The organism is Streptomyces meridianus, from assembly GCF_023703325.1.
GTDB classification, from domain to species: domain Bacteria; phylum Actinomycetota; class Actinomycetes; order Streptomycetales; family Streptomycetaceae; genus Streptomyces; species Streptomyces meridianus.
Genome location: NZ_JAMQGM010000043.1, coordinates 45,268 through 65,423 on the forward strand (window position 1 = coordinate 45,268; position 20,156 = coordinate 65,423).

Genomic DNA, 20,156 nt, shown 5'->3' on the forward strand with positions numbered 1-20,156 from the left:
TCGGGACGGGGGGTCGGTCAGAGGATCCCGAGGGCCCCGAGCCCGCACGCGCCGCCGAGCAGCATGAAGACCGGCATCAGAACCTTGAGCTCGACCCAGCTGCCGGCCCGGAAACGCATGGGCTTGGGCGGCCCGACCGGGTACCAGCGCTTGCGGCGCACCGGTATGGGCCACAGGATCGGACAGCCGGAGACCGTCAGGGCATCGCCGATGTCGTGGATCAGAGCGCCGAGCACGATGGGGAGGCCGAGCCAGAGGTACTCCTGGCCGGGGGCGGTGAACAGCCAGTCGGCGCCTTTCCCGGGCTCGGCCAGGAAGTCGGCGAGGATCCAGGCGCTGGTCCCTCCCAGCAGCCAGACGAGGATGTCGCTGGAGACCCGGGCCGCACGCCACAGCAGCCCCTCGACGGCGAGCACCATGTGCACGAAGAGGATGAACAGCACGGCCCACCGGCCGCCGAACACCGCGAGGACGGAGGCGCCCAGGCCGACCAGGACCGCCCACAGCCAGGTGTGGGTGAGCGTGCGGTGACCACCGGTGCGCCGCGAGTCGGCAGGCATCCTGGTGGCCTTGTAGACGGCGAAGGACAGCTTGTCGGTCACCTCGCACAGGGTCTTCGATATCGGCCCGAAGGACCGGGATATCGTCGCGGCCTTGTGGTCGAGGTCGGGTGCCAGGGCGGCACCGGCGCAGATGAAGGCCCCCGCGACGAGTACGGGCCAGGGCATCGGATGGCCTGCGGCGGTCGCGAGAGCCCCCACCCCCAGCCAGCCCGCGGCTCCCGACAGCGAGTGCGCCGGTCCCATCATGTCTGTTGCCCCCCTTGTGTGCCGTGCGTTCGCACGGTCGCCTGATGACGCATCGGCGACACAGCGTAGCGTCATGTGATCTTCGCTCGTCCGGCCGGTTCCCGGGTCGGACCGGAAGGCAGGCAGTATGGAGGGCGTGACCCTCATCGATCATCTCCCGAACGCCGCCGACCCCGATGCCCTTTTCGACGCCTTCTCGACCTGGGCCGAGGGGCAGGGCATCGCTCTCTACCCGGCCCAGGAAGAGGCGCTGATCGAGGTGGTCTCGGGGGCGAACGTCATCCTGTCCACCCCCACCGGCTCGGGCAAGAGCCTGGTCGCCGCCGGCGCCCACTTCACCGCGCTGGCCAAGGACCAGGTCACCTTCTACACGGCGCCGATCAAGGCGCTGGTGTCGGAGAAGTTCTTCGACCTGTGCAAACTGTTCGGCACCGAGAACGTCGGCATGCTGACCGGCGACGCGTCGGTGAACGCCGACGCCCCAGTCATCTGCTGCACCGCCGAGGTCCTGGCGTCCATCGCGCTGCGGGACGGCAGGAACGCGGACATCGGCCAGGTGGTCATGGACGAGTTCCACTTCTACGCGGAGCCCGACCGCGGGTGGGCCTGGCAGATCCCGCTGCTGGAACTCCCCCAGGCGCAGTTCATTCTGATGTCGGCGACGCTCGGGGACGTGACCCGGTTCGAGGAGGACCTCACCCGGCGCACCGGTCGCCCGACGTCGGTCGTGCGATCCGCCACCCGGCCCGTTCCGCTGTCCTACGAGTACGTGACGACTCCGCTGACCGAGACGCTGACGGAACTCCTGGAGACCCGGCAGGCCCCGGTGTACATCGTGCACTTCACGCAGGCCGCTGCGGTGGAGCGGGCCCAGGCACTGATGAGCATCAACATGTGCACCCGCGCCGAGAAGGACGAGATCGCCTCGCTGATCGGCAACTTCCGCTTCACCACGAGGTTCGGCCGGAACCTGTCCCGCTTCGTGCGTCACGGCATCGGCGTGCACCACGCCGGCATGCTGCCCAAGTACCGGCGGCTGGTGGAACGGCTGGCCCAGGCGGGCCTGCTGAAGGTCATCTGCGGTACGGACACGCTCGGCGTCGGCGTCAACGTGCCCATTCGCACGGTGCTGTTCACGGCGCTGACGAAGTACGACGGCACCCGGGTGCGTACTCTGCGCGCCCGGGAGTTCCACCAGATCGCCGGCCGGGCGGGCCGGGCAGGGTTCGACACTTCGGGCTTCGTCGTCGCCCAGGCGCCCGAACACGTCATCGAGAACGAGAAAGCCCTGGCGAAAGCGGGTGACGACCCGAAGAAGCGGCGGAAGGTCGTCCGCAAGAAGGCCCCTGAAGGGTTCGTCTCCTGGGGGCAGAACACTTTCGAGAAGCTCATCGGCTCCGACCCCGAGCCGTTGAACTCCCGCTTCCGCGTCACGCACGCGATGCTGCTGTCCGTCATCGCCCGGCCCGGCAACGCCTTCGACGCCATGCGGCACCTGCTCGAGGACAACCACGAGGACCGCAGGTCCCAGCTGCGCCACATCCGCCGGGCCATCGCGATCTACCGTTCTCTGCTCGCGGGCGGCGTCGTCGAACAGCTCGACACCCCGGATGAGGAGGGCCGCATCGTCCGGCTGACGGTCGACCTCCAGTCCGACTTCGCACTGAACCAGCCGTTGTCGACGTTCGCCCTGGCCACGTTCGACCTGCTCGACCCCGAGTCCCCCTCGTACGCGCTGGACATGGTGTCCGTGGTCGAGTCCACGCTCGACGACCCGCGGCAGATCCTCGCCGCCCAGCAGAACAAGGCGCGCGGCGAAGCGGTCCAGCAGATGAAGGCGGACGGACTCGAGTACGAGGAGCGCATGGAGCGCCTCCAGGACGTCACCCATCCCAAGCCGCTGGAGGAGCTGCTGCTGCACGCCTACGGGGTCTACCGCACCAGCCATCCCTGGGTCGGCGACCACCCGCTCTCCCCGAAGTCCGTCATTCGCGACATGTACGAACGGGCCATGACCTTCACCGAGTTCACCTCGTACTACGAGCTGGCTCGCACCGAGGGCATCGTGCTGCGCTACCTGGCCAGCGCCTACAAGGCCCTGGAGCACACCGTGCCGGACGACCTCAAGTCCGAGGACTTCCAGGACCTGACGGCCTGGCTGGGCGAGATGGTGCGGCAGGTCGACTCCAGCCTGCTCGACGAGTGGGAGCAGCTGGCGAATCCGGAGGAGGAGACCGCGGAGGAAGCCCGGGAGCGGGCCGACGACGTCAAGCCGGTCACGTCCAATCCCCGGGCCTTCCGGGTGCTCGTCCGCAACGCGATGTTCCGCCGCGTCGAACTGGCCGCCCTGGACAAGGTGGCCGAGCTCGGCGAGATGGACAAGGAAACGGGGTGGGACGAGGACGCCTGGGGGGAGGCCATGGACGGCTACTGGGACGAGTACGACGACCTCGGCACCGGTCCGGATGCCCGGGGACCCAAGCTGTTGCAGATCGAGGAGCAGCCCGAACACGGCCTGTGGAAGGTCCGCCAGACCTTCGCCGACCCGGCCGAGGACCACGACTGGGGCATCAGCGCCGAGGTGGATCTCGCCGCCTCCGACGAGGAGGGCCGGGCGGTGGTCCGGGTCACGTCGGTCGGCCGGCTCTGAGGGGACGTCCCGTGGTTCCGACGCATGCTTCCCGGGCCGAGAGTGAGGAGGGCCGGCGATGACCAGTCCGGCGGAACGTCTGGTTGATCTGCTCGACCTGGAGCGGATCGAGGAGAACATCTTCCGGGGGCGCAGCCCGGACGAGTCCCTGCAGCGCGTCTTCGGAGGCCAGGTCGCCGGCCAGGCTCTGGTGGCGGCCGGACGGACGACGGACGGGAAACGGCCCGTGCATTCGCTGCACGCGTACTTCCTGCGGCCGGGACGCCCCGGCGTACCGATCGTCTACCAGGTGGAACGGGTGCGCGACGGCCGGTCCTTCACGACCCGCCGGGTGGTCGCGGTGCAGCAGGGCCGGACCATCTTCAACCTGACGGCCTCCTTCCATCGGCCCGAGCCGGGCATCGAGCAGCAGCTGCCGATGCCGTCGGTGCCGGGCCCGGAGGGCCTGCCCCGGCTGGTCGACGAGATCCGCGACCATCTCGGGGTCCTGCCCGAGGCCCTCGAGCGCATGGCCCGGCGTCAGGCCTTCGACATCCGTTACGTGGAGCGGCTCCGCTGGACGAAGGAGCAGGTCGAGGCCGCGCAGCCACGCAGCGCTGTGTGGATGCGGGCGATGGGGACACTCGGGGACGACCCCCTGGTGCACACCTGCGCACTCACCTACGCCAGCGACATGATGCTGCTCGACGCGGTACGCGTACCCATCGAACCCCTGTGGGGGTCCCGGGGGTTCGACATCGCCTCGCTCGACCATGCGATGTGGTTCCACCGTGCGTTCCGGGCGGACGAGTGGTTCCTGTACCAGCAGGAGTCGCCCATTGCGACGGGGGCTCGAGGACTGGCGCGGGGTCAGATCTTCGACCGCGAGGGAAGGCTGCTGGTGTCGGTGATGCAGGAGGGGCTCTTCCGCCCGCATGCCGGGTCCACCCCGGAAAACGGCTGACGCAGCCGTCGACCGGCCCGGGCCCTGCGCGGTCATCGCCGCCGCCCGGCCGGGCCGGCTGTGGCGGCCGGCCTTCGCGAAGCCCGCCTCCGGCCGGCGCCGGGTGTCTCGAGCCAGGGCGCCGGACGGGACTCCCTCGCATCGTCCAGGCAGAGCCCGAGACTGATCCGGTGCCAGAGCAGCTCATCCGGATCGTCGGCCCTGATCACCTGCTCGATCATCCGCCGCGACGCCGGGACACGGGCACCCACGTCGATCAGGGCGGGCCGCAGCCGGCGCAGATGGGCCCGCTCGCCCGGGTCCTCGACGACCTGGGCGAGTTCGTCCCCGCCGAGCACGGCTGCCGACACCGCCGCGCGTTCCCAGGGGTCGTCCGTCTGGCGCACGAGCTGGCCCATGCGGCGGCTCCGCCAGTTCCTGGCACGCCAGTCCTCCCCCGCCTCCAGCATCCCGCGCATCGCACGGGGGGTCCGTCCCGTGAGCAACTGCGGGTGGCACTCGGCGAACCTCTTCAGCTCGACCGCCCGGTAGACCCAGACAACGGCCCGGTACCGGTTGACTGAGAACCTCACGGGACTGAAACAGCCCACCCGGGCGAGCCGGGCGAAGCGGGCGGGGCCGGTACCCATCAGTGCCGCCCCCTGGGCCGTCCCCACCACCCGCAGCCGTTCGGTCAGGGATCCGGGGAAGCCCTCGGCCGCGCGCAACCGCTCGATCTCCTCGACCGGCACTCTCCGGCCGCGCCCCGACGGCACGGTGCGGATCTCCTCCAGCAGCACAGCGAGGTCGAGTTGCCCCCGCTTCAGTCCCAGTTCACCCGCAGCGCTCATCAGCGACACCGACGGGTCGCCGCCGGCCACCGCACTGCGCACCCTCATCTCCACCGCCATGACACCGATCCCCTCCACAACCGTACGATCACTTTCCGTGACGACGATAACGGGGGCAGGCGTCAGCCGGCCGAGCCTGTGGACAACTTGGACGGCTGCTCCGCGCGGGCAGCGGACGGGCCGTTCAGGCCCCGGGAGCGCCGGATTCCTGACCCCGGCGCGCCTGGACCGCGAGGTGGTCGCCCACCCGGTTGACGAGCAGCGTCATCTCATAGGCGACCTGGCCGACGTCCGCCTCCGCATGCGTGAGCAGACACAGGCAACTGCCCTCACCGGCAGCCGACACGAGCAGCAGCGCACCTTCGAATTCGATCACGGTCTGCCGCACGCGTCCGGCGTCGAAGTGGCGTCCGGTGCCACCCGCCAGACTGTGCAGTCCCGAGGAAACGGCGGCGAGGTGTTCCGCGTCCTCGCGGGCGAGTTCGGAGTCGGACGCGGTGACCAGTCCGTCGTCGGACAGGAGCAGTGCGTGCCGGATGTACGAGTCCCGCTTCGTCAGGTCGTCGAGCAGCCAGCCGAGTCCCTTGCCGAGCCCCATTCAGCCTCCCCGTTCGGCGATTTCCCGCAGCTCACCCCAGCGTGTCCCACACGGACCCCTGGGGCAACCCGCCTCTCCCGGCCAGTGGCTCGCGAACGGTCTTGCGGAGGCAACGTTCCGGCCGGGCACAGGAACGTCTCGTGCGGCTTGCCGACCCTGCGCCGGTCTTTCCCTGGGCCGAGGGGACATCCCCGATCGCCGGACGGGACCCGCCGCCGAACACCCCGACTGGGGTGTTTCACAGTGGAATCGGCTGCCGGACACCCAGCAGCCCGTTCCACCCGACCGGGAAGGCTCGACTACGCGGCGGCCACTGGCTAGTGTTCCCGCACAACTGATCGATGGGGAGGGGCCGTGACCTCGACTGATAACGCCGAACGCACCGACGATGCACTCTTCGTACTGACAGCGGTGCTGCTGACTCCGGCGCAGTTCCCGAGCGTGCTCGGCGACGACTATCCGGAAGCATGCTCGGCGCTGGGCCTGGAGCCCTACGCCGAGGGATACGGCCTGGTCCTGGGGCAGGACGGCGAGGGCGCACGATGGACCGTCGTGATCGAGGACGTGACACTCGTCGCCTGCGCCCTGGCCGCCTGGGACTGCGGCATGGAGTACGACCTGTCGCCGGACGAGCGCAGCGTGGTGGACGCCCTTCCCGGTTGGCCGCTCGCGCTGGCCGTGGCGACGCCCGGCATTCCGGATCCGCATGATCCCCGGCCCGAGCCGGGCGGCGAGAACCGTCCGCCGCTCACCCCGCCGGACGCGGAGACCTGGGGTTCCGCGCAGCGGCGTCTGGGCGCCGACGAGATCGCCCTGCAGTGGGCGGTATGGCGCGAACAGGTGGACAACGAGGTCGAGTTCGTCGAGTCCGGGCAGCAGCCGAACCCGAGCATCAGCCGGGTTCTCGAGGATGCCCGCGGCTACCTGGAGTCTCCCCCTCCGCCCGGCCGCATCCGCTCGGCGTTCGCCTCCGGAGGTGCGCGCACGCTGCGCGTCGACGGCCCGGGGTGGAGCATGGTCGCCCGCACCGACGACATCGCGTTCGTGCTGCTGGACGACGAGCCGGGCGAGGTGCTGACCGTGGGGCGCGGCCCGGAGCTGCCCAAACTGCTGGAGTCCCTCGACGAACTGGCGGTCCGTCCGGCTGCCTGAACACCTTTTCGACGGAGGGGAGTTGCCGTATGCGTGCCGGCGACACGGTGCACGGTGCAGGCATGTGTGCGGCGCTCCCATGGCCGGCCGGACCGCGCAATCGGACAATGTGGTCGTACCAGGACCGCCTTGTCCGATTCGCGACCCCGGAGGACGACCGTTCATGCGACTACGCCGGCAACTACCCCTTGCTGCCGCTCTTCTGATCGCTCTGACCGTGCCGGGCTCGGCCGCGGCGGACCCTCCCACTCCCCCGGCCGGTGAGCACTGCGCGGGCCGGCAGGTGCACGTCCCCCATGCGGCACACCAGCGTTCCGCATGCCTGGAGGATCTGACGACGGCGGGGCTCGCCGGCACGGAGTACACGGATCCTGCCGATCAGGCGGGGCTCGCGGCGAAGGGCACCATCCAGCCGCGGGGGGTGCCGGGGGTTCAGATCGACGGCTACTTCGCCGACACCTCCGGGTTCAACAAGACCCACGGCTGGAACCACGACGCCCAGTTCGTGATCCGCCTGCCCGACCACTGGAACGGCGGGCTGGTCGTCACCGGAGCGCCGGGCAACCGCAAGCAGTACTCCACGGACGCGCTGATCTCGGATCAGGTTCTGGCGCGGGGGTTCGCCTACGCGGCGACGGACAAGGGCAACAGCGGCCCCGACTTCTACCGGGACGGCGACCGGCCCGGTGACGCGATCGCCGAGTGGAACCGCCGTACGACCCAACTGACGCGGGCGGCGCGGGCCGCAGTGACCCGCACGTACGGGCACGCGCCCCGCCGCACCTACATGACCGGAATCTCGAACGGCGGCTACCTGACCCGCTGGCAACTGGAGAACCACCCCGGGCTCTACGACGGCGGCGTGGACTGGGAGGGCGCACTCTGGACCGCCGACGGTCCGAACCTGCTCACGTCGCTGCCGACGGCAGTGGCGCGTTCCCTGGGCAGGGCCTCGGACGACGACCTGGTCGCGGCGGGATTCGACCCGCGTTCGGACTTCCTGTGGCCCTATCACGAGAAGGCCTACTGGGGCGTGACCCAGAAGATCTACCGGGCGGAGCTCGACCCGTCGTACGACCGTGGCTGCCCGGGGGCATCCGCCGGCAGCTCGACGGAGGAGATCCTGGCCCCCTGCGCGTCGGACGCCGACTACGACTACGCCTCCCGCCCGCGATCGGTGCACCGAGCGGTCGAACGCATCGCCCTCACGGGCAGGATCGGCAAGCCCATGATCACGCTGCACGGCGACCTGGACGCACTGCTGCCGAGGGCCGCCGACTCGGATGTCTACGACGACATGATCGCCGCCCGGAAACGCGACCACCTCCACCGCTACTACACGATCGAGGGAGGCACTCACGTCGACGGGCTGTACGACACCCGCCCGGACCGGTTGCGGCCGATCCTGCCCTGTTACCGCACGGCGTTCGACGCGCTCACCGGCTGGGTCGAACGTGGCACCCCGCCACCGGCCGACCGTACGGTGCCCCGGCCCGCAGAGGGCGATCCGGTGAACTCCTGCCCGCTGCGCTGACGCCGCCGGCGTCAGACGCGTTCGAGGGGACGGTGCGGTTCGGCGGGCAACTCGACGGTGACCGGGTCACCGGGCCGCACCTCTCCCCCGTCCACGACGACGGCCATGACGCCCGCCTTGCGCCTCACGTCCCCCGCCTCGTCCCGGTGCACGACCTCCTTCAGCAGGCCCTTCCGGAAACCGTCGATCTGCGCACAGGGGTTGCGCAGCCCGGTGACCTCGACCACGGCCTCGGCGCCGAGGCGCAGCCGGGTTCCGGTCGGCAGGCCGAGCAGATCGAGGCCGGTCGTTGTCACGTTCTCGCCGAGCTGGCCGGGCGCGACGGCGTAGCCCTTGACCCGGACCTCCTCCAGGAGCTCCGTGGCGATCAGATGGACCTGCCGCAGATTGGGCTGTGCCGGGTCCTGCCGCACCCGCGAGAGGTGCTGCACCGTCACGCCCAGGTGCGCGTCGCCCTCCACGCCGAGCCCGGCGAGCAGCCGGATGGACGGCCTGGTCTGCTTGCTGAAGCCGTGCTCGCCGCTGCGGCTGACCGCCGTCACGCTGCCGTGCATGCGTCGTCCCCCGTCACCGGCCCCGGGCCGGACCGTCTCAGCGGCCGATCTGCTTGCGGCCGGTCCTGCGCAGCCTACGGCGCTGCGAGGGGTCGAGCAGCAGATATGCGGCAGCCGGGACGCCCACCATCACGAGCAGACCCCACCAGAAACCGAGCGTCGCCATGAGGATCACTCCCAGTGCCACACCCGCGACAGCGACCTTCGTCCCGTTCGACATCTCCGACGCCTCCTTCGCGGCATGCGCCGCTTCTGCCCTGTGAACGGGCGGCCCCGTCGCACAGTTCCTGAGCCGCCGCCGCACCCCGCCGACGCCGCACCCCGCCGACGCCGCACGTCGCCCGTGCCGTCTTCGATGATGCCGCGCCGGGCGCTCAGCCGCGAGCGCCCAGCAGATGCTCCATGGCCAGCTGGTCGAGCTGCTCGAAGGCCATGCCGCGGGCGGCTGCGGCGTCCGGGTCGAAGTCCTCGAACGCGCTGCGGTCCGACAGCAGCGACGAGGCCGTCTCTCCCTCGGCCAGCGTGGGCCGTGCCAGCTCGTCGAGCCGGGACGCCCGCAGGGCCTCCTGCACGGCCGGATCCGACCGGAAGGCCAGGGCCCGCTGCTTGAGCAGCAGGTAGTTGCGCATACAGCCGGCGGCCGAGGTCCAGACTCCCTCGAGGTCCTCCGTGCGCGGCGGCTTGAAGTCGAAGTGCCGCGGGCCGTCGTAGCCGCCGCTCTCCAGGAGGTCGACGAGCCAGAAGGCGGAACGCAGGTCACCGGCGCCGAACCGCAGGTCCTGGTCGTACTTGATGCCCGTCTGGCCGTTCAGATCGATGTGGAACAGCTTGTCCGACCAGAGGGCCTGGGCGATGCCGTGGGGGAAGTTGAGCCCGGCCATCTGCTCGTGGCCGACCTCGGGGTTCACCCCGAACAGCTCGGGACGCTCCAGGCGGCCGATGAAGGCGAGGGCGTGGCCGACGGTGGGCAGCAGGATGTCGCCGCGCGGCTCGTTCGGCTTGGGCTCGATGGCGAAGCGCAGATCGTAGCCCTGCTCGGTGACGTGGTCGGCCAGCAGGTCGAACGCTTCCTTCAGCCGGTCGAGGGCGGCCCGTACGTCCTTCGCCGCCCCGGACTCCGCGCCCTCACGGCCGCCCCAGGCGACGTAGGTCCGTGCCCCCAGCCGGGCGGCGAGGTCGATGTTGCGCATCGTCTTGCGCAGGGCGTAGCGGCGCACGTCCCGGTCGTTGGCCGTGAAGGCGCCGTCCTTGAACACGGGGTGGGTGAAGAGGTTGGTGGTGGCCATCGGCACGACGAGGCCGGTGGCGTCGAGCGCCGTGCGGAAACGGTCGACGCAGGCGTCCCGTTCGGTGTCGGAGGCGCCGAACGGGATGAGGTCGTCGTCGTGGAACGTCACGCCCCAGGCACCCAGATCCGCGAGACGGTGCACGGACTCCACCGGGTCGAGCGCGCGGCGGGTCGCGTCACCGAAGGGGTCGCGGCCCTGCCATCCGACGGTCCAGAGACCGAAGCTGAACTTGTCTCCGGGCGCGGGCTGGATGCTCATGCTTCTCCCTCGGCTATTTCGTCATGGCCGTTGACAAATTAGTATGCCGAGGCAGTGGAAGGAAACCCGGTGGGAGGAATCGCACGATGCCGCACGCTGCAGGACCGCTGGTGGTGGGCGTCGACAGCTCGACGCAGTCGGCCACCGCGCTGGTCGTCGACGCCGGGACCGGAGAAGTCGTGGCACGCGGCCGGGCACCGCACCGGGTCAGTGACGGGCCCGGCCGGGAGAGCGATCCGGAGCAGTGGTGGGAGGCCCTGGCGGCGGCGCTCCGGCAGTGCGGACCCGCGGCGCGGGACGCAGTGGCCGTCTCGGTCGCCGGCCAGCAGCACGGACTGGTGACCCTGGACGGACGCGGGGCACCGGTGCGGCCCGCCCTGCTGTGGAACGACGTCCGCTCGGCGCCCCAGCGCGACCGGCTCCTCGGCCGGCTCGGCGGTGCGGCGGCCTGGGCCGAACGGGTCGGCAGCGTACCCGCCCCTGCCTTCACGGTGACGAAGTGGGCGTGGCTGGCCGAGCACGAGCCCGAGGCGGCCCGCGCCACCACCGGAGTGCGGCTGCCCCACGACTTCCTGACGGAACGGCTCACCGGCCGGGCCACGACCGACCGCGGCGACGTCTCCGGCACCGGATGGTGGGCGACCGCGACCGGATCCTACGACGAGGAGATCCTGGGAATCGCCGGCCTCGACCGGGGCCTGCTGCCCGAGGTCCTGGAGCCGGGCGAGCCCGCGGGCGAGGTGCGGTCGGCGCTGCCCGGCCTGCCCCTGCGGCCCGGCGCCCTCGTCGCGGCGGGCACCGGGGACAACATGGCGGCAGCGCTGGGCCTCGGACTGCGGCCCGGGCGCCCTGTTCTCAGCCTGGGCACCTCCGGAACCGTCTATGCGGTCTCGCAGCAGCGTCCGGCCGATCCCACCGGCGCGGTCAACGGCTTCGCGGATGCGCGGGGCGACTGGCTGCCCCTCGCCTGCACGCTCAACTGCACGCTGGCGGTCGACCGGGTCGCCGCACTGCTGGGACGCGATCGCGAGGCCGTGGAGGCCGGCGGGTCGGTCGTCGCCCTCCCCTTCCTCGACGGTGAACGGACACCCGACCTGCCCGACGCGTCCGGATTGCTGACCGGCCTGCGCCACGACACCACCGCAGGGCAGATCCTGCAGGCCGCATACGACGGGGCGGTGCACACGCTGATGACCGCCCTGGAACGGGTTCTCGACGCCGATGCCGACCCCGCCGGGCCGCTGCTGCTCATCGGCGGCGGTGCCCGCGGTCGCGCCTGGCGCGACACCGTGCTGCGCCTGTCCGGCCGCCCGGTGCTGGTGCCCGAGGCGCAGGATCTCGTCGCGCTGGGGGCCGCGGTCCAGGCAGCGGGGCTGCTGTCGGGCGAGGATCCCGCCACGGTCGCCCGGCGCTGGAGGACCGATCGTGGCCCGCAGTACGACGCCGTGGACCGCGACGAGGAGGCCGTGGAGCGCCTGACCACCGCCCTCGACCGGGCGAAGCCGCTGCTCGCGCCCCGATGACCCGCCGGCGCGGCCGCCGGTGCGGGCGTCCACCTGGCGGTGCGTCGCGGCCGGCACTGGCCGTAGGGTCCCACCGACGAGACGAGAGGAGGCGGCCGTGCGGTCCGCAGCGCCCAACACGCAGCACGGGATGCGGCAGCGCAATCTGTCCATGGTCATGCGTGCGATCGCCGACCACGGCCCGCTCTCCCGCGCCCGGATCGCCGAACACGTCGGGCTGACCCGGGCGGCGGTCTCCACGCTCGTCGGCGAACTGGCCGGTGCGGAGCTGCTGGTGGAGCTGGGCCGGGACCGGCCCGGCACCGTCGGCCGCCCCGGCAGCGCGCTCGCCCTCAGCGACCGCGGACCGGCAGGGCTCGGCGCCGAGATCGGCGTGGACCACCTCGCCGTGTGCGCGGTCGACCTGCGCGGCGAGGTACGGGTGAAGGCGGAGGAATCCGCGCCGAACCGGGACAGTTCACCTTCCCTCGTCCTGGGACGCCTTGCGGGGCTGGTGCGACGGGTCGCCGACGAGGCCGGTGCGGGTGGGCTGCGCCCGGCCGGTCTGTGCGTCGCCGTGCCGGGCCCGGTCGAGCGGGGGTCGACGCGTGTCGTACGGACCCCGAATCTCGGATGGCCGCCCGTGGACCTCGGCGACGCCCTCTCCGGGACCCTCCCGGAACCGGTACCCATGACCGTCGCCAACGAAGCGAACCTCGGAGCGCTGGCCGAGCTGTGGATCGGCGGCCACGGCCCGGGGCTCACCGACTTCGTGCACGTCTCCGCCGAGATCGGGATCGGTGCCGCGGTGGTCGTGGACGGCGAACTGCTGCGCGGCGCCCACGGTTTCGCCGGCGAGCTGGGGCACGTGCCGGTGCGTCCGGAGGGGCTGCCCTGCCGCTGCGGCGGTCGTGGCTGCCTGGAGCAGTACGCAGGTGAAGCCGCGGTGCTGCACGCAGCGGGCGTCGTCGCTCCGGCCGGAGCGGGGGTGGAGCTGCTGCGGCGGAGCGCCTCGGACGGCGACCGCGCCGTGCTCGAGGCCCTGTGCGGCGCGGGCTCGGCACTGGGTATTGCGCTCACCGCCACGGTCCAGCTCCTCGACCCGCAGGCCGTGGTGCTGGGCGGTGCCCTCGCCGAGCTCGCCACATGGCTGGCGCCCGCCGCCGAGGAGGAGTTGCGCCGCCGACTGCAGCTTCCGCGCAGCAGGCTCGTGGTGTCCCGGCTGGGCCGCAGCGGTCCGCTGCTCGGCGCGGCGCACTCGGTGGTCCGGGCGGTGCTGGACGATCCTCTGGCGTCCGGGGCTCCGGCGGGTTGAGCGCCGTACGCCCGCCGAGGGTGCCTCACCGTGCCGCCGGCCGTCCCGTCCCGTCCCCCGTAGTGTGTTCCGGGTGGCTTGCCATGCGCGAGCGAACTCACGGGCGTTTCGGGGGGTCGTGGTGGAGCGGGGGCCTGACGGCCGACGTGCCGTGGTGCGGGCCGGGCTGCTCTTCGGAGCGGCCGCGGCGGCCACGGCGGTTTCGGCCGCACTGCCTGTGCTGGGTCGCGAGCGCAGGCTCGTGGACTATCCGCACGCCCATTGGGCACCGGCCGCCGGATCCACCTGCACGGCATCCGACCGTCCGTCGGCACATCCGATCGACCGCGTCGTGATCCACGTGACCCAGGAGACCTTCGCGGACACGATCGGCATCTTCCAGAACCCGGACAAGCCGGTCTCGGCGCACTACGTGGTGAGGTCCGTCGACGGCCGCATCGCCCAGTGCGTGCGGGACAGGAACATCGCCTGGCACGCCGGCAACTGGCACCACAACACCCGCAGCATCGGCATCGAGCACGAGGGCTGGGTGGACCGGCCGCGGTACTTCACCGCGGCGATGTACGAGGCGTCCGCGGCGCTCACCGCCCATCTCTGCGCCACCTACGGCATACCCGGAGACCGGGACCACATCATCGGCCACTCCGAGGTGCCGGGGGCCGACCACACCGACCCCGGACCCCTCTGGGACTGGGACCGATACCTGCATCTGGTCAATGGCTGAACGCCGCTGGTGGAACCGAGCCGCGCAGGACTCCCGGAGAGGCTGTCGCGTGGTCCGTCAGCGCGGGAAGAGTTCGAACGTGGTCGCGGGCCGCCCGCCGAACCGGGACGCCGCGCTCCGGGTGGTGCCGGTCAGGAAGTTGCGGCAGTAGGTTTCCGGGTCCTCGTCCGTCAGGCCCTCGATGTACGCCCGGTGGGCGAGCAGGGACCGGACCCCGCGCTCGAACCCCTCGGAGACGTCGACCGCGTGCGTGGGGTTCGGCGAACCCGCGACCGCCACCCACCGCACCCCGCCCCAGGGTTCGAGGCCGTCGTCCGCCAGGTCGGTGAAGATCCAGCGGTTGCCGGCGTCCCCGGCCGCGTCGAGCACCGCCCGGCCCACGGCGCGGTGGTCCGGGCTGTTCCAGTACGTGCCGCCCCAGGTGTCCTGGTGGTTGAGCGTGAGCACCAGCTCCGGGCGGTGCCTGCGGATGGCTGCGGTGAGGTCGCGACGCAGACCGACGCCGTACTCGATCACGCCGTCCCGGTGGTCCAGGAACTCGACGGACCGGACGCCGACCACCTCGGCGCTCGCCCGTTGCTCCTTCTCGCGCAGCGGGGCGCAACGGCTCGGGTCGATCCCGTCGATGCCGGCCTCGCCCCGCGTGACCAGCAGATAGCCGACCTCCGCGCCCCGGTCGGTCCACGTGGCGACTGCGGCAGCCGCGCCGTACTCCAGATCGTCGGGATGGGCGACGATCGCCAGGCAGCTCTGCCAGTCGGTGGGCATGGCCTCGAGGGGTGCGGTCACCGCACTCTCCTGCCGTTCGGGCCGCGGGCGCCCCCTGCCGTCACGGTTTGACGCTTCCGACGACCTCAGCCGTCGCGGAGAGGCCGTTGTAGAGCGTCGGGGCGAGGCTGGTCCCCGCGAGACTGAATCCGAGCATCACACATACGAGGGCGTGCGACATCTTCAGTGTGCCGCTGCGCACGAAGATGACTGCCAGGAGCAGGAGCAGGACGACCACTGAGATGGAAATGGCCACGATGAACCTCCTTGGCCGCGGGCGACGGAGCGGCGAACGGCCGCCAGTGTGACCCATCGCCGTGCCTTCTCCGGCCGTACGGGCGTCCTCCGAACGGGTGTTGACTGCCTGTTACCTCGATCGTCGGCGAACAGGCGGCCGGTTCGGCGCCCGAGCAGCGATGCCGCCGCTGAGCGCCTTCGGCCCGACGGCCACGGAACGACGCGCGGATGCCCGAGGACCGGACAGGCGTGCGGGGCTGCGAGGCGTTCTCTTCGACTCGGGCGGCGTGTTGATGCGACCGACCGTACGCAGGGCGCGTGATCTGCAGGGAGCCGGCCACCTCGCAGGTTCCCCTCATCAGGGCGCTGACCGAACTTTCCGGCTTCTTCTGACACACGCACACGGGCTGGGCCGAAAACGCGTGACCGCCCCGGCCCGGTCCCGCACGTCCTGGTGTGCCAGGACGTCGCGGCCCACGGGCCGGAATCGGACACTCAGTCCATCGGAGCCGGCAGATCGACCAGTCCCGCCAGCCGGGAGCGGTGGCGGCCGGCGGTGCCCAGCGCGGTCGCGTCGCTCTTGGCGCGCTTGAGGTAGAGGTGGGCCGGGTGTTCCCAGGTCATGCCGAGTCCGCCGTGCAGTTGCACGCACTCCTCCGCCGCGTGCACCGCAACGCCGGAGCAGAGGGCCTGGGCGACGGAGACCGCCACCGGGGCGTCCGGGCTGCCCGTCGCCAGAGCGTCGGCCGCGTTGCGGGCCGTGGCCCGGGCGGAGACCAGATCCAGCCAGATCCGGGCGAGACGGTGCTTGAGCGCCTGGAACGAGCCGACGGGACGGTTGAACTGGTGCCGCTCGCTCGTGTGGCGCACGGTCTCCCGCAAGCACCATTCGGCGAGGCCCAGTTGTTCCGACGCGAGGAGTCCGGCACCGGCGAGCAGGGCCCGCTGCACGGCGGCATCGGCGTCGCCGGATCCGGCCAGGAGGCGAGTGGGCGCTGCGTCGAACCCGACGTCCGCGATCGGCCGGGTCAGGTCCAGCGGCACCCGAGGGGAGATCGTGACTGCGGCGTCCCGGGCCTCGACGGCGTGGAGCGCTGAACCCTCCGGCCCGTGCGCCGGGACGATCAGGACGTCCGCGCGTGCCGCGTCGGCCACCGCCGGCACCTGGCCGTCCAGTCGGCCGTCGGCCGCAGCGCGCACCGAAGGTGCGATCTCGCCTCCCGCCGCCGTCGACCACGGGACGGCCAGCACGGCCACCGACCGGCCCGACGCCACCGGCGCGAGCGTTCCGGCGACGGTGTCCGAGCCTGCCGGCCCGCAGCCCAGCAGCGCCTCGACGGCGATCACCGCGCTCGTCAGATACGGCAACGGGGCGACGCTGCGCCCCAATTCCTCCAGGACGACCGCAGCCTCGCGGGCCGTCGCGCCCTGCCCGCCGAGGTCCTCGGGCACCAGCAGTCCGGCCGCTCCGATCCCGGAGGTCAGGGCGTCCCACAGGGCAGGGTCGTACGGCTCGTCCGTCTCCTGGCGGGCGAGGACGACCGCTGCGTCGCAGCGGTCCGTCAACAGCGCCCGGACAGCGGCCCGCAGGTCTTCCTCGGCCTCGGAGTACAGCAGATCGGGTCCGGCGCTCAACGGGAGAGTTCCTTCCACGGGACGTCCTTGTCGGTGCGTGGTTCGGCCGGTAGTCCGAGGACGCGTTCGGCGACGATGTTCAGCAGGACCTCCGAAGTGCCGCCCTCGATCGAGTTCCCCTTGGCCCGCAGGTAGCGGTACCCGGCGTCATGTCCGGTGAAGTCGACTTTTTCGGGACGGCGCATCGTCCAGTCCTCGTAGGTGAGGCCGTCGTCGGCGAGGAGTTCCACCTCCAGTCCGCTGATCTCCTGGTTGAGGCGGGCGAACGCGAGTTTCATCGCGGAGCCCTCGGGACCGGGCTGGCCGACGGCCAGTTGCTGCCGCAGCCGCTCCCCCGCGAGCCGCGCCGCCTCGGCCTCCACCCACAGCCCGAGCAGCCGCTGGTGCAGGTCATGGGTACGCAGTTCGGGCCGGGCCCGCCAGGTCCCGGCGACGAGTCCGATCATGCCGCCCTCGCGGGGGACGGTGCCGCCGCCGATGGCCACCCGCTCGTTCATCAGCGTGGTCTGCGCGACCCGCCAGCCGTCGCCGACCGCCCCGAGGCGGTGGCGGTCGGGGATGCGCACCCCGGTGAGGAACACCTCGTTGAACTCGGCCTCGCCCGTGATCTGGCGCAGCGGGCGGACCTCGACACCGGGGTCCGTCATGTCGCACACGAAGTAGCTGATGCCGCGGTGCTTGGGCACGCCGGGGTCGGTGCGGGCGATGAGGATGGCCCACCGGGCCAGGTGGGCGCTGGAGGTCCACACCTTCTGCCCGTCGACGATCCAGTCCTCCCCGTCCCGGACGGCGCGGGTGGCGAGCCCGGCGAGGTCCGATCCGGCACCGGGTTCGCTGAACAGCTGGCACCACACCTCCTCGCCCAGCCACAGCGGGCGCAGGAAACGCCGTTGCTGCTCCTCCGTGCCGTACTTCAGGATGGTCGGGGCGGCCATGCCCAGGCCGATGCCGATGCGGCGCGGGTCGTTGTCGGGTGCGCCGGCGGCTTCGAGTGCGGCGTCCACGACCGTCTGCAGCGACCGGGGGGCGCCGAGTCCGCCGAGGCCTGCGGGGAAGTGCACCCAGGCCAGTCCGGCGTCGAACCGGGCGCGCAGGAAGTCGGCGCGATCAGTGGTCGCGGGGTCGTGGGCCGCGGTCAGTTCCGCGACGCGCCGTCGCAGTTCGTCCGCGTCGGGCACGGCGGCCGGGTTCGGGGTCGGGGCTTCGTTGCGTGGCACGGCGGCCTCCCTGGGGTCAGTCGGTGGTGACGACGACGCGGCCGGTGGTGGTGCCGTCCGCCACTCGCTGGACGGCGTCCGCTGCCGCCTCGAGCGGCACCCGCTCGCTGACCAGCGGAGCGACGGCGCCCTTTGCCGCCAGCTCGGTCAGCTCGTCGTGGCAGGCGCGCACCGATGCCGGGTCGTGGACGTTGTAGAGGCCCCAGTGCAGGCCCAGGATCGAATAGTTCTTCACCAGCGCGTGGTTGAGTCCGGGCGTGGGGATCGCCCCGCTCGCAAAGCCGACGACGACGATGCGGCCTTCGAAGGCGATGCACTTGACCGACTTGGCATAGGCGTCTCCACCGACCGGGTCGTAGACGACGTCCGCGCCTCGTCCGCCGGTCGCCTCCTTCACCGCGGCGACGATGTCGTCGGAGCGACGGTCGATGACGAGGTCGCAGCCCAGGTCACGGGCCGTCGCGGCCTTGTCCGGTCCGCCGACCACGCCGATGACCCGTGCGCCGGCCGCCTTGCCGAGCTGGACGGCTGCGCTGCCCACACCGCCGGCCGCGGCGTGGACCAGCAGCGTCTCGCCGCTCTGCAGTCGGGCCCGGCGATGGAGGCCGAACCAGCCGGTCTGGTAGCCGATGTGGAGGGCCGCGGCCTGGGCGTCGTCCAGCGCGGCGGGCACGGGAAGGACGGCTGAGGCGTCAGCCAGGACGTACTCGGCGAAGCCGCCCGCGGGCAGTGCGGGCTGGGCGAGCACCCGGGTGCCGACGGTCGCGTCCGCACCCACGCCCACGCCCACGACTTCGGCGCAGACCTCGACGCCCGGCGTGAACGGCAGCGGCGGCCGGGACTGGTACTGACCGCGGCACAGCAGTGCGTCCGGGAAGTTGACGTTCGCCGCGCGGACGCGCAGCAGGAGCCGGCCCGGGCCGGCGACGGGGTCCGGCGTCTCGTCGAGGCTCATCACCTCGCGGGGCTCGCCGTTCTCGTGCACGCGCCATGCCTTCATGGGGTGGCCTCCACGACCGTCGAGGGGGCGGCGGGCCGAAGGGCTCCGGCACCGCCGTCGGTTTGCGCATACTAACCAGTCGGTATGAATGGGGGGAAGGGCCCGTCCGGGCCCCGGCGAGGGCTGCGTAGTGTGTGAGCCCAGCTGGGACGGCGGGCGGAGCGCACCCTTCATGACGGACACGCGAAGGACAGGTCACGTGAGGCTCCCGGACGCACTCGGCACCGGACTGGTGTTCATCCGCGAGGAGGAAGTCACCGTCGGGCTGTCCGGCGCTGCGGTGCACCGGCTGCTGGACGCGGACGGCGTGCCCGTCGCCTACGCGAAGGCCGCGGGCCCTCAGGTGCCGGATCTTCAGGACGAGTTGCGGGCCGAGGCGGACCGTCTGGTGTGGCTTCACGGCAGGGGCGTGGCCGTGCCCGAACTGCTCGCCTTCGACGTCATCGACGGCACGGCCTGGCTGTTGACCCGTGCCGTGGCCGGAACACCGGCTTCCGGCCCGTGGCCCGCGGGAGACCGGGACGCAGTCGTGGTGCAGCTCGCCGAGTGCCTGCACACACTGCATGCCGTCGACCGCACCGGTTGCCCCTTCGACCGATCGCTGCCGGTCGCGCTGGAGCACGCCGCATCCCGTACCGAGGCAGGCATGGTCGACCGGTCGTGGCGGGAGCGGGGTGCGGACGACCGTCCCGCCACGACCCTGCTCGGCGAACTCACAGCAGCAGTGGAACAGTTCGGGCCGGATGACCTCGTCGTCAGCCACGGCGACTTCTGCCTGCCGAACGTGCTGCTGCGCCCGGACGGCCCGGCCGCGCTCGTCGACCTGGGACGAGCCGGGGTCGCGGACCGCCACTCCGACGTCGCCGACTTGCTCCGCAGTCTGCGCAACGCCGAACTGAACCCGCAGTTCGGAGAGTCGTACGCCCAATTGTTCCTCGACGCCTACGGGCGGGACGGGCTGTCCGAAGAACGGCTGCGCGTGCACGACCTCGTGGAGCGGTTCTTCTGGCCGGTCTCGCGGCAGCCGGGCCCGGCCGGTCCCGTTGCGCCGTGAGCCGCTCCGGCGGGCCCGCGGTCCGGCCGGTGGTCCGCTGCTCGACGCGGACCTCGTCACGGAAGCACTGCGCCGTGTACGACCACG

The 20,156-nt window shown here is 71.8% G+C and carries 19 protein-coding genes; 8 read left to right on the top strand and 11 right to left on the bottom strand.

Going from position 1 to position 20,156, the window contains the following annotated elements:
- Positions 1 to 17 precede the first annotated feature (17 nt).
- Complete coding sequence (locus M1E25_RS19775) at positions 18 to 809, bottom strand: metal-dependent hydrolase (RefSeq protein ID WP_251417514.1); 792 nt, start codon at positions 807 to 809, stop codon at positions 18 to 20.
- Between the two features lie 136 nt (positions 810 to 945).
- Between M1E25_RS19775 and M1E25_RS19780 the strand changes: the two genes are divergently transcribed.
- Both M1E25_RS19780 and M1E25_RS19785 read left to right on the top strand, forming a co-directional pair.
- Positions 946 to 3,459 (top strand): DEAD/DEAH box helicase, encoded by a 2,514-nt coding sequence (locus M1E25_RS19780; RefSeq protein ID WP_251417516.1) that lies wholly within the window; start codon positions 946 to 948, stop codon positions 3,457 to 3,459.
- Between the two features lie 58 nt (positions 3,460 to 3,517).
- Positions 3,518 to 4,402, top strand: a complete 885-nt coding sequence (locus M1E25_RS19785; RefSeq protein ID WP_251417518.1) for an acyl-CoA thioesterase — start codon at positions 3,518 to 3,520, stop codon at positions 4,400 to 4,402.
- Between the two features lie 32 nt (positions 4,403 to 4,434).
- Here M1E25_RS19785 and M1E25_RS19790 read toward each other — a convergent pair whose 3' ends face one another.
- Positions 4,435 to 5,292 (bottom strand): DUF6397 family protein, encoded by an 858-nt coding sequence (locus M1E25_RS19790; RefSeq protein ID WP_251417520.1) that lies wholly within the window; start codon positions 5,290 to 5,292, stop codon positions 4,435 to 4,437.
- A 124-nt stretch (positions 5,293 to 5,416) separates the two neighbouring features.
- Entirely contained in the window at positions 5,417 to 5,830 is a 414-nt protein-coding gene (locus M1E25_RS19795; RefSeq protein ID WP_251417522.1) for a roadblock/LC7 domain-containing protein, read from the bottom strand.
- 354 nt (positions 5,831 to 6,184) lie between these two features.
- Between M1E25_RS19795 and M1E25_RS19800 the strand changes: the two genes are divergently transcribed.
- Positions 6,185 to 6,982, top strand: coding sequence for a hypothetical protein (locus M1E25_RS19800; protein WP_251417525.1), 798 nt, complete (start codon positions 6,185 to 6,187; stop codon positions 6,980 to 6,982).
- 163 nt (positions 6,983 to 7,145) lie between these two features.
- The gene (locus tag M1E25_RS19805) at positions 7,146 to 8,516 is read left to right on the top strand and encodes a tannase/feruloyl esterase family alpha/beta hydrolase (protein ID WP_251417528.1); all 1,371 of its coding nucleotides are present in this window, start codon (positions 7,146 to 7,148) and stop codon (positions 8,514 to 8,516) included.
- Between the two features lie 11 nt (positions 8,517 to 8,527).
- On the opposite strand, the gene M1E25_RS19810 is transcribed toward M1E25_RS19805, so the two are convergent.
- The 3 genes from M1E25_RS19810 to xylA all read right to left on the bottom strand — a co-directional run bounded on the left by M1E25_RS19810 (position 8,528) and on the right by xylA (position 10,617).
- Positions 8,528 to 9,070 carry an MOSC domain-containing protein gene (locus M1E25_RS19810; protein WP_251417530.1) on the bottom strand — a complete coding sequence of 181 codons (543 nt, stop codon included), beginning with the start codon at positions 9,068 to 9,070 and terminating at the stop codon, positions 8,528 to 8,530.
- Positions 9,071 to 9,107: 37 nt separating this feature from the next.
- Positions 9,108 to 9,290: a tail-anchor membrane protein gene (locus M1E25_RS19815; protein ID WP_251417532.1), complete on the bottom strand. Its 183-nt coding sequence runs from the start codon at positions 9,288 to 9,290 to the stop codon at positions 9,108 to 9,110.
- 154 nt (positions 9,291 to 9,444) lie between these two features.
- Positions 9,445 to 10,617, bottom strand: coding sequence for a xylose isomerase (gene xylA / locus M1E25_RS19820; protein WP_251417535.1), 1,173 nt, complete (start codon positions 10,615 to 10,617; stop codon positions 9,445 to 9,447).
- Positions 10,618 to 10,703: 86 nt separating this feature from the next.
- On the opposite strand from xylA, the gene xylB reads away from it, so the two are divergent.
- The 3 genes from xylB (at position 10,704) to M1E25_RS19835 (ending at position 14,158) form a co-directional block, all read left to right on the top strand.
- Positions 10,704 to 12,140, top strand: a complete 1,437-nt coding sequence (xylB, locus tag M1E25_RS19825; protein WP_251417537.1) for a xylulokinase — start codon at positions 10,704 to 10,706, stop codon at positions 12,138 to 12,140.
- A gap of 130 nt (positions 12,141 to 12,270) precedes the next feature.
- Complete coding sequence (locus tag M1E25_RS19830) at positions 12,271 to 13,434, top strand: ROK family transcriptional regulator (protein ID WP_251417580.1); 1,164 nt, start codon at positions 12,271 to 12,273, stop codon at positions 13,432 to 13,434.
- Positions 13,435 to 13,555: 121 nt separating this feature from the next.
- Positions 13,556 to 14,158 carry an N-acetylmuramoyl-L-alanine amidase gene (locus M1E25_RS19835; protein ID WP_251417539.1) on the top strand — a complete coding sequence of 201 codons (603 nt, stop codon included), beginning with the start codon at positions 13,556 to 13,558 and terminating at the stop codon, positions 14,156 to 14,158.
- 57 nt (positions 14,159 to 14,215) lie between these two features.
- On the opposite strand, the gene M1E25_RS19840 is transcribed toward M1E25_RS19835, so the two are convergent.
- The 5 genes from M1E25_RS19840 to M1E25_RS19860 form a co-directional block, all read right to left on the bottom strand.
- Positions 14,216 to 14,926 (bottom strand): PIG-L deacetylase family protein, encoded by a 711-nt coding sequence (locus M1E25_RS19840; RefSeq protein WP_285830990.1) that lies wholly within the window; start codon positions 14,924 to 14,926, stop codon positions 14,216 to 14,218.
- A gap of 61 nt (positions 14,927 to 14,987) precedes the next feature.
- Positions 14,988 to 15,182 (bottom strand): hypothetical protein, encoded by a 195-nt coding sequence (locus M1E25_RS19845; protein ID WP_251417544.1) that lies wholly within the window; start codon positions 15,180 to 15,182, stop codon positions 14,988 to 14,990.
- A 476-nt stretch (positions 15,183 to 15,658) separates the two neighbouring features.
- The gene (locus M1E25_RS19850; RefSeq protein ID WP_251417546.1) at positions 15,659 to 16,798 is read right to left on the bottom strand and encodes an acyl-CoA dehydrogenase family protein; all 1,140 of its coding nucleotides are present in this window, start codon (positions 16,796 to 16,798) and stop codon (positions 15,659 to 15,661) included.
- Positions 16,795 to 17,976 (bottom strand): acyl-CoA dehydrogenase family protein, encoded by a 1,182-nt coding sequence (locus tag M1E25_RS19855; RefSeq protein WP_251417582.1) that lies wholly within the window; start codon positions 17,974 to 17,976, stop codon positions 16,795 to 16,797. The genes M1E25_RS19850 and M1E25_RS19855 overlap by 4 nt, the downstream gene beginning before the upstream one ends.
- Positions 17,977 to 18,031: 55 nt before the next feature.
- Entirely contained in the window at positions 18,032 to 19,015 is a 984-nt protein-coding gene (locus M1E25_RS19860) for an NADPH:quinone oxidoreductase family protein (protein ID WP_251417549.1), read from the bottom strand.
- A gap of 199 nt (positions 19,016 to 19,214) precedes the next feature.
- On the opposite strand from M1E25_RS19860, the gene M1E25_RS19865 reads away from it, so the two are divergent.
- Positions 19,215 to 20,069 (top strand): phosphotransferase, encoded by an 855-nt coding sequence (locus tag M1E25_RS19865; protein ID WP_251417551.1) that lies wholly within the window; start codon positions 19,215 to 19,217, stop codon positions 20,067 to 20,069.
- Positions 20,070 to 20,156 lie beyond the last annotated feature (87 nt).

Bases quoted from the DNA above. Each gene is read 5' to 3' on its own strand.
- M1E25_RS19830 (WP_251417580.1), top strand. From the start codon at position 12,271: ATGCGGCAGCGCAATCTGTCCATGGTCATGCGTGCGATCGCCGACCAC.
- M1E25_RS19785 (WP_251417518.1), top strand. From the start codon at position 3,518: ATGACCAGTCCGGCGGAACGTCTGGTTGATCTGCTCGACCTGGAGCGG.
- M1E25_RS19790 (WP_251417520.1), bottom strand. From the start codon at position 5,292: ATGGCGGTGGAGATGAGGGTGCGCAGTGCGGTGGCCGGCGGCGACCCG.
- xylB (WP_251417537.1), top strand. From the start codon at position 10,704: ATGCCGCACGCTGCAGGACCGCTGGTGGTGGGCGTCGACAGCTCGACG.
- xylA (WP_251417535.1), bottom strand. From the start codon at position 10,617: ATGAGCATCCAGCCCGCGCCCGGAGACAAGTTCAGCTTCGGTCTCTGG.
- M1E25_RS19795 (WP_251417522.1), bottom strand. From the start codon at position 5,830: ATGGGGCTCGGCAAGGGACTCGGCTGGCTGCTCGACGACCTGACGAAG.
- M1E25_RS19810 (WP_251417530.1), bottom strand. From the start codon at position 9,070: ATGCACGGCAGCGTGACGGCGGTCAGCCGCAGCGGCGAGCACGGCTTC.
- M1E25_RS19860 (WP_251417549.1), bottom strand. From the start codon at position 19,015: ATGAAGGCATGGCGCGTGCACGAGAACGGCGAGCCCCGCGAGGTGATG.
- M1E25_RS19805 (WP_251417528.1), top strand. From the start codon at position 7,146: ATGCGACTACGCCGGCAACTACCCCTTGCTGCCGCTCTTCTGATCGCT.
- M1E25_RS19840 (WP_285830990.1), bottom strand. From the start codon at position 14,926: ATGCCCACCGACTGGCAGAGCTGCCTGGCGATCGTCGCCCATCCCGAC.
- M1E25_RS19815 (WP_251417532.1), bottom strand. From the start codon at position 9,290: ATGTCGAACGGGACGAAGGTCGCTGTCGCGGGTGTGGCACTGGGAGTG.
- M1E25_RS19775 (WP_251417514.1), bottom strand. From the start codon at position 809: ATGATGGGACCGGCGCACTCGCTGTCGGGAGCCGCGGGCTGGCTGGGG.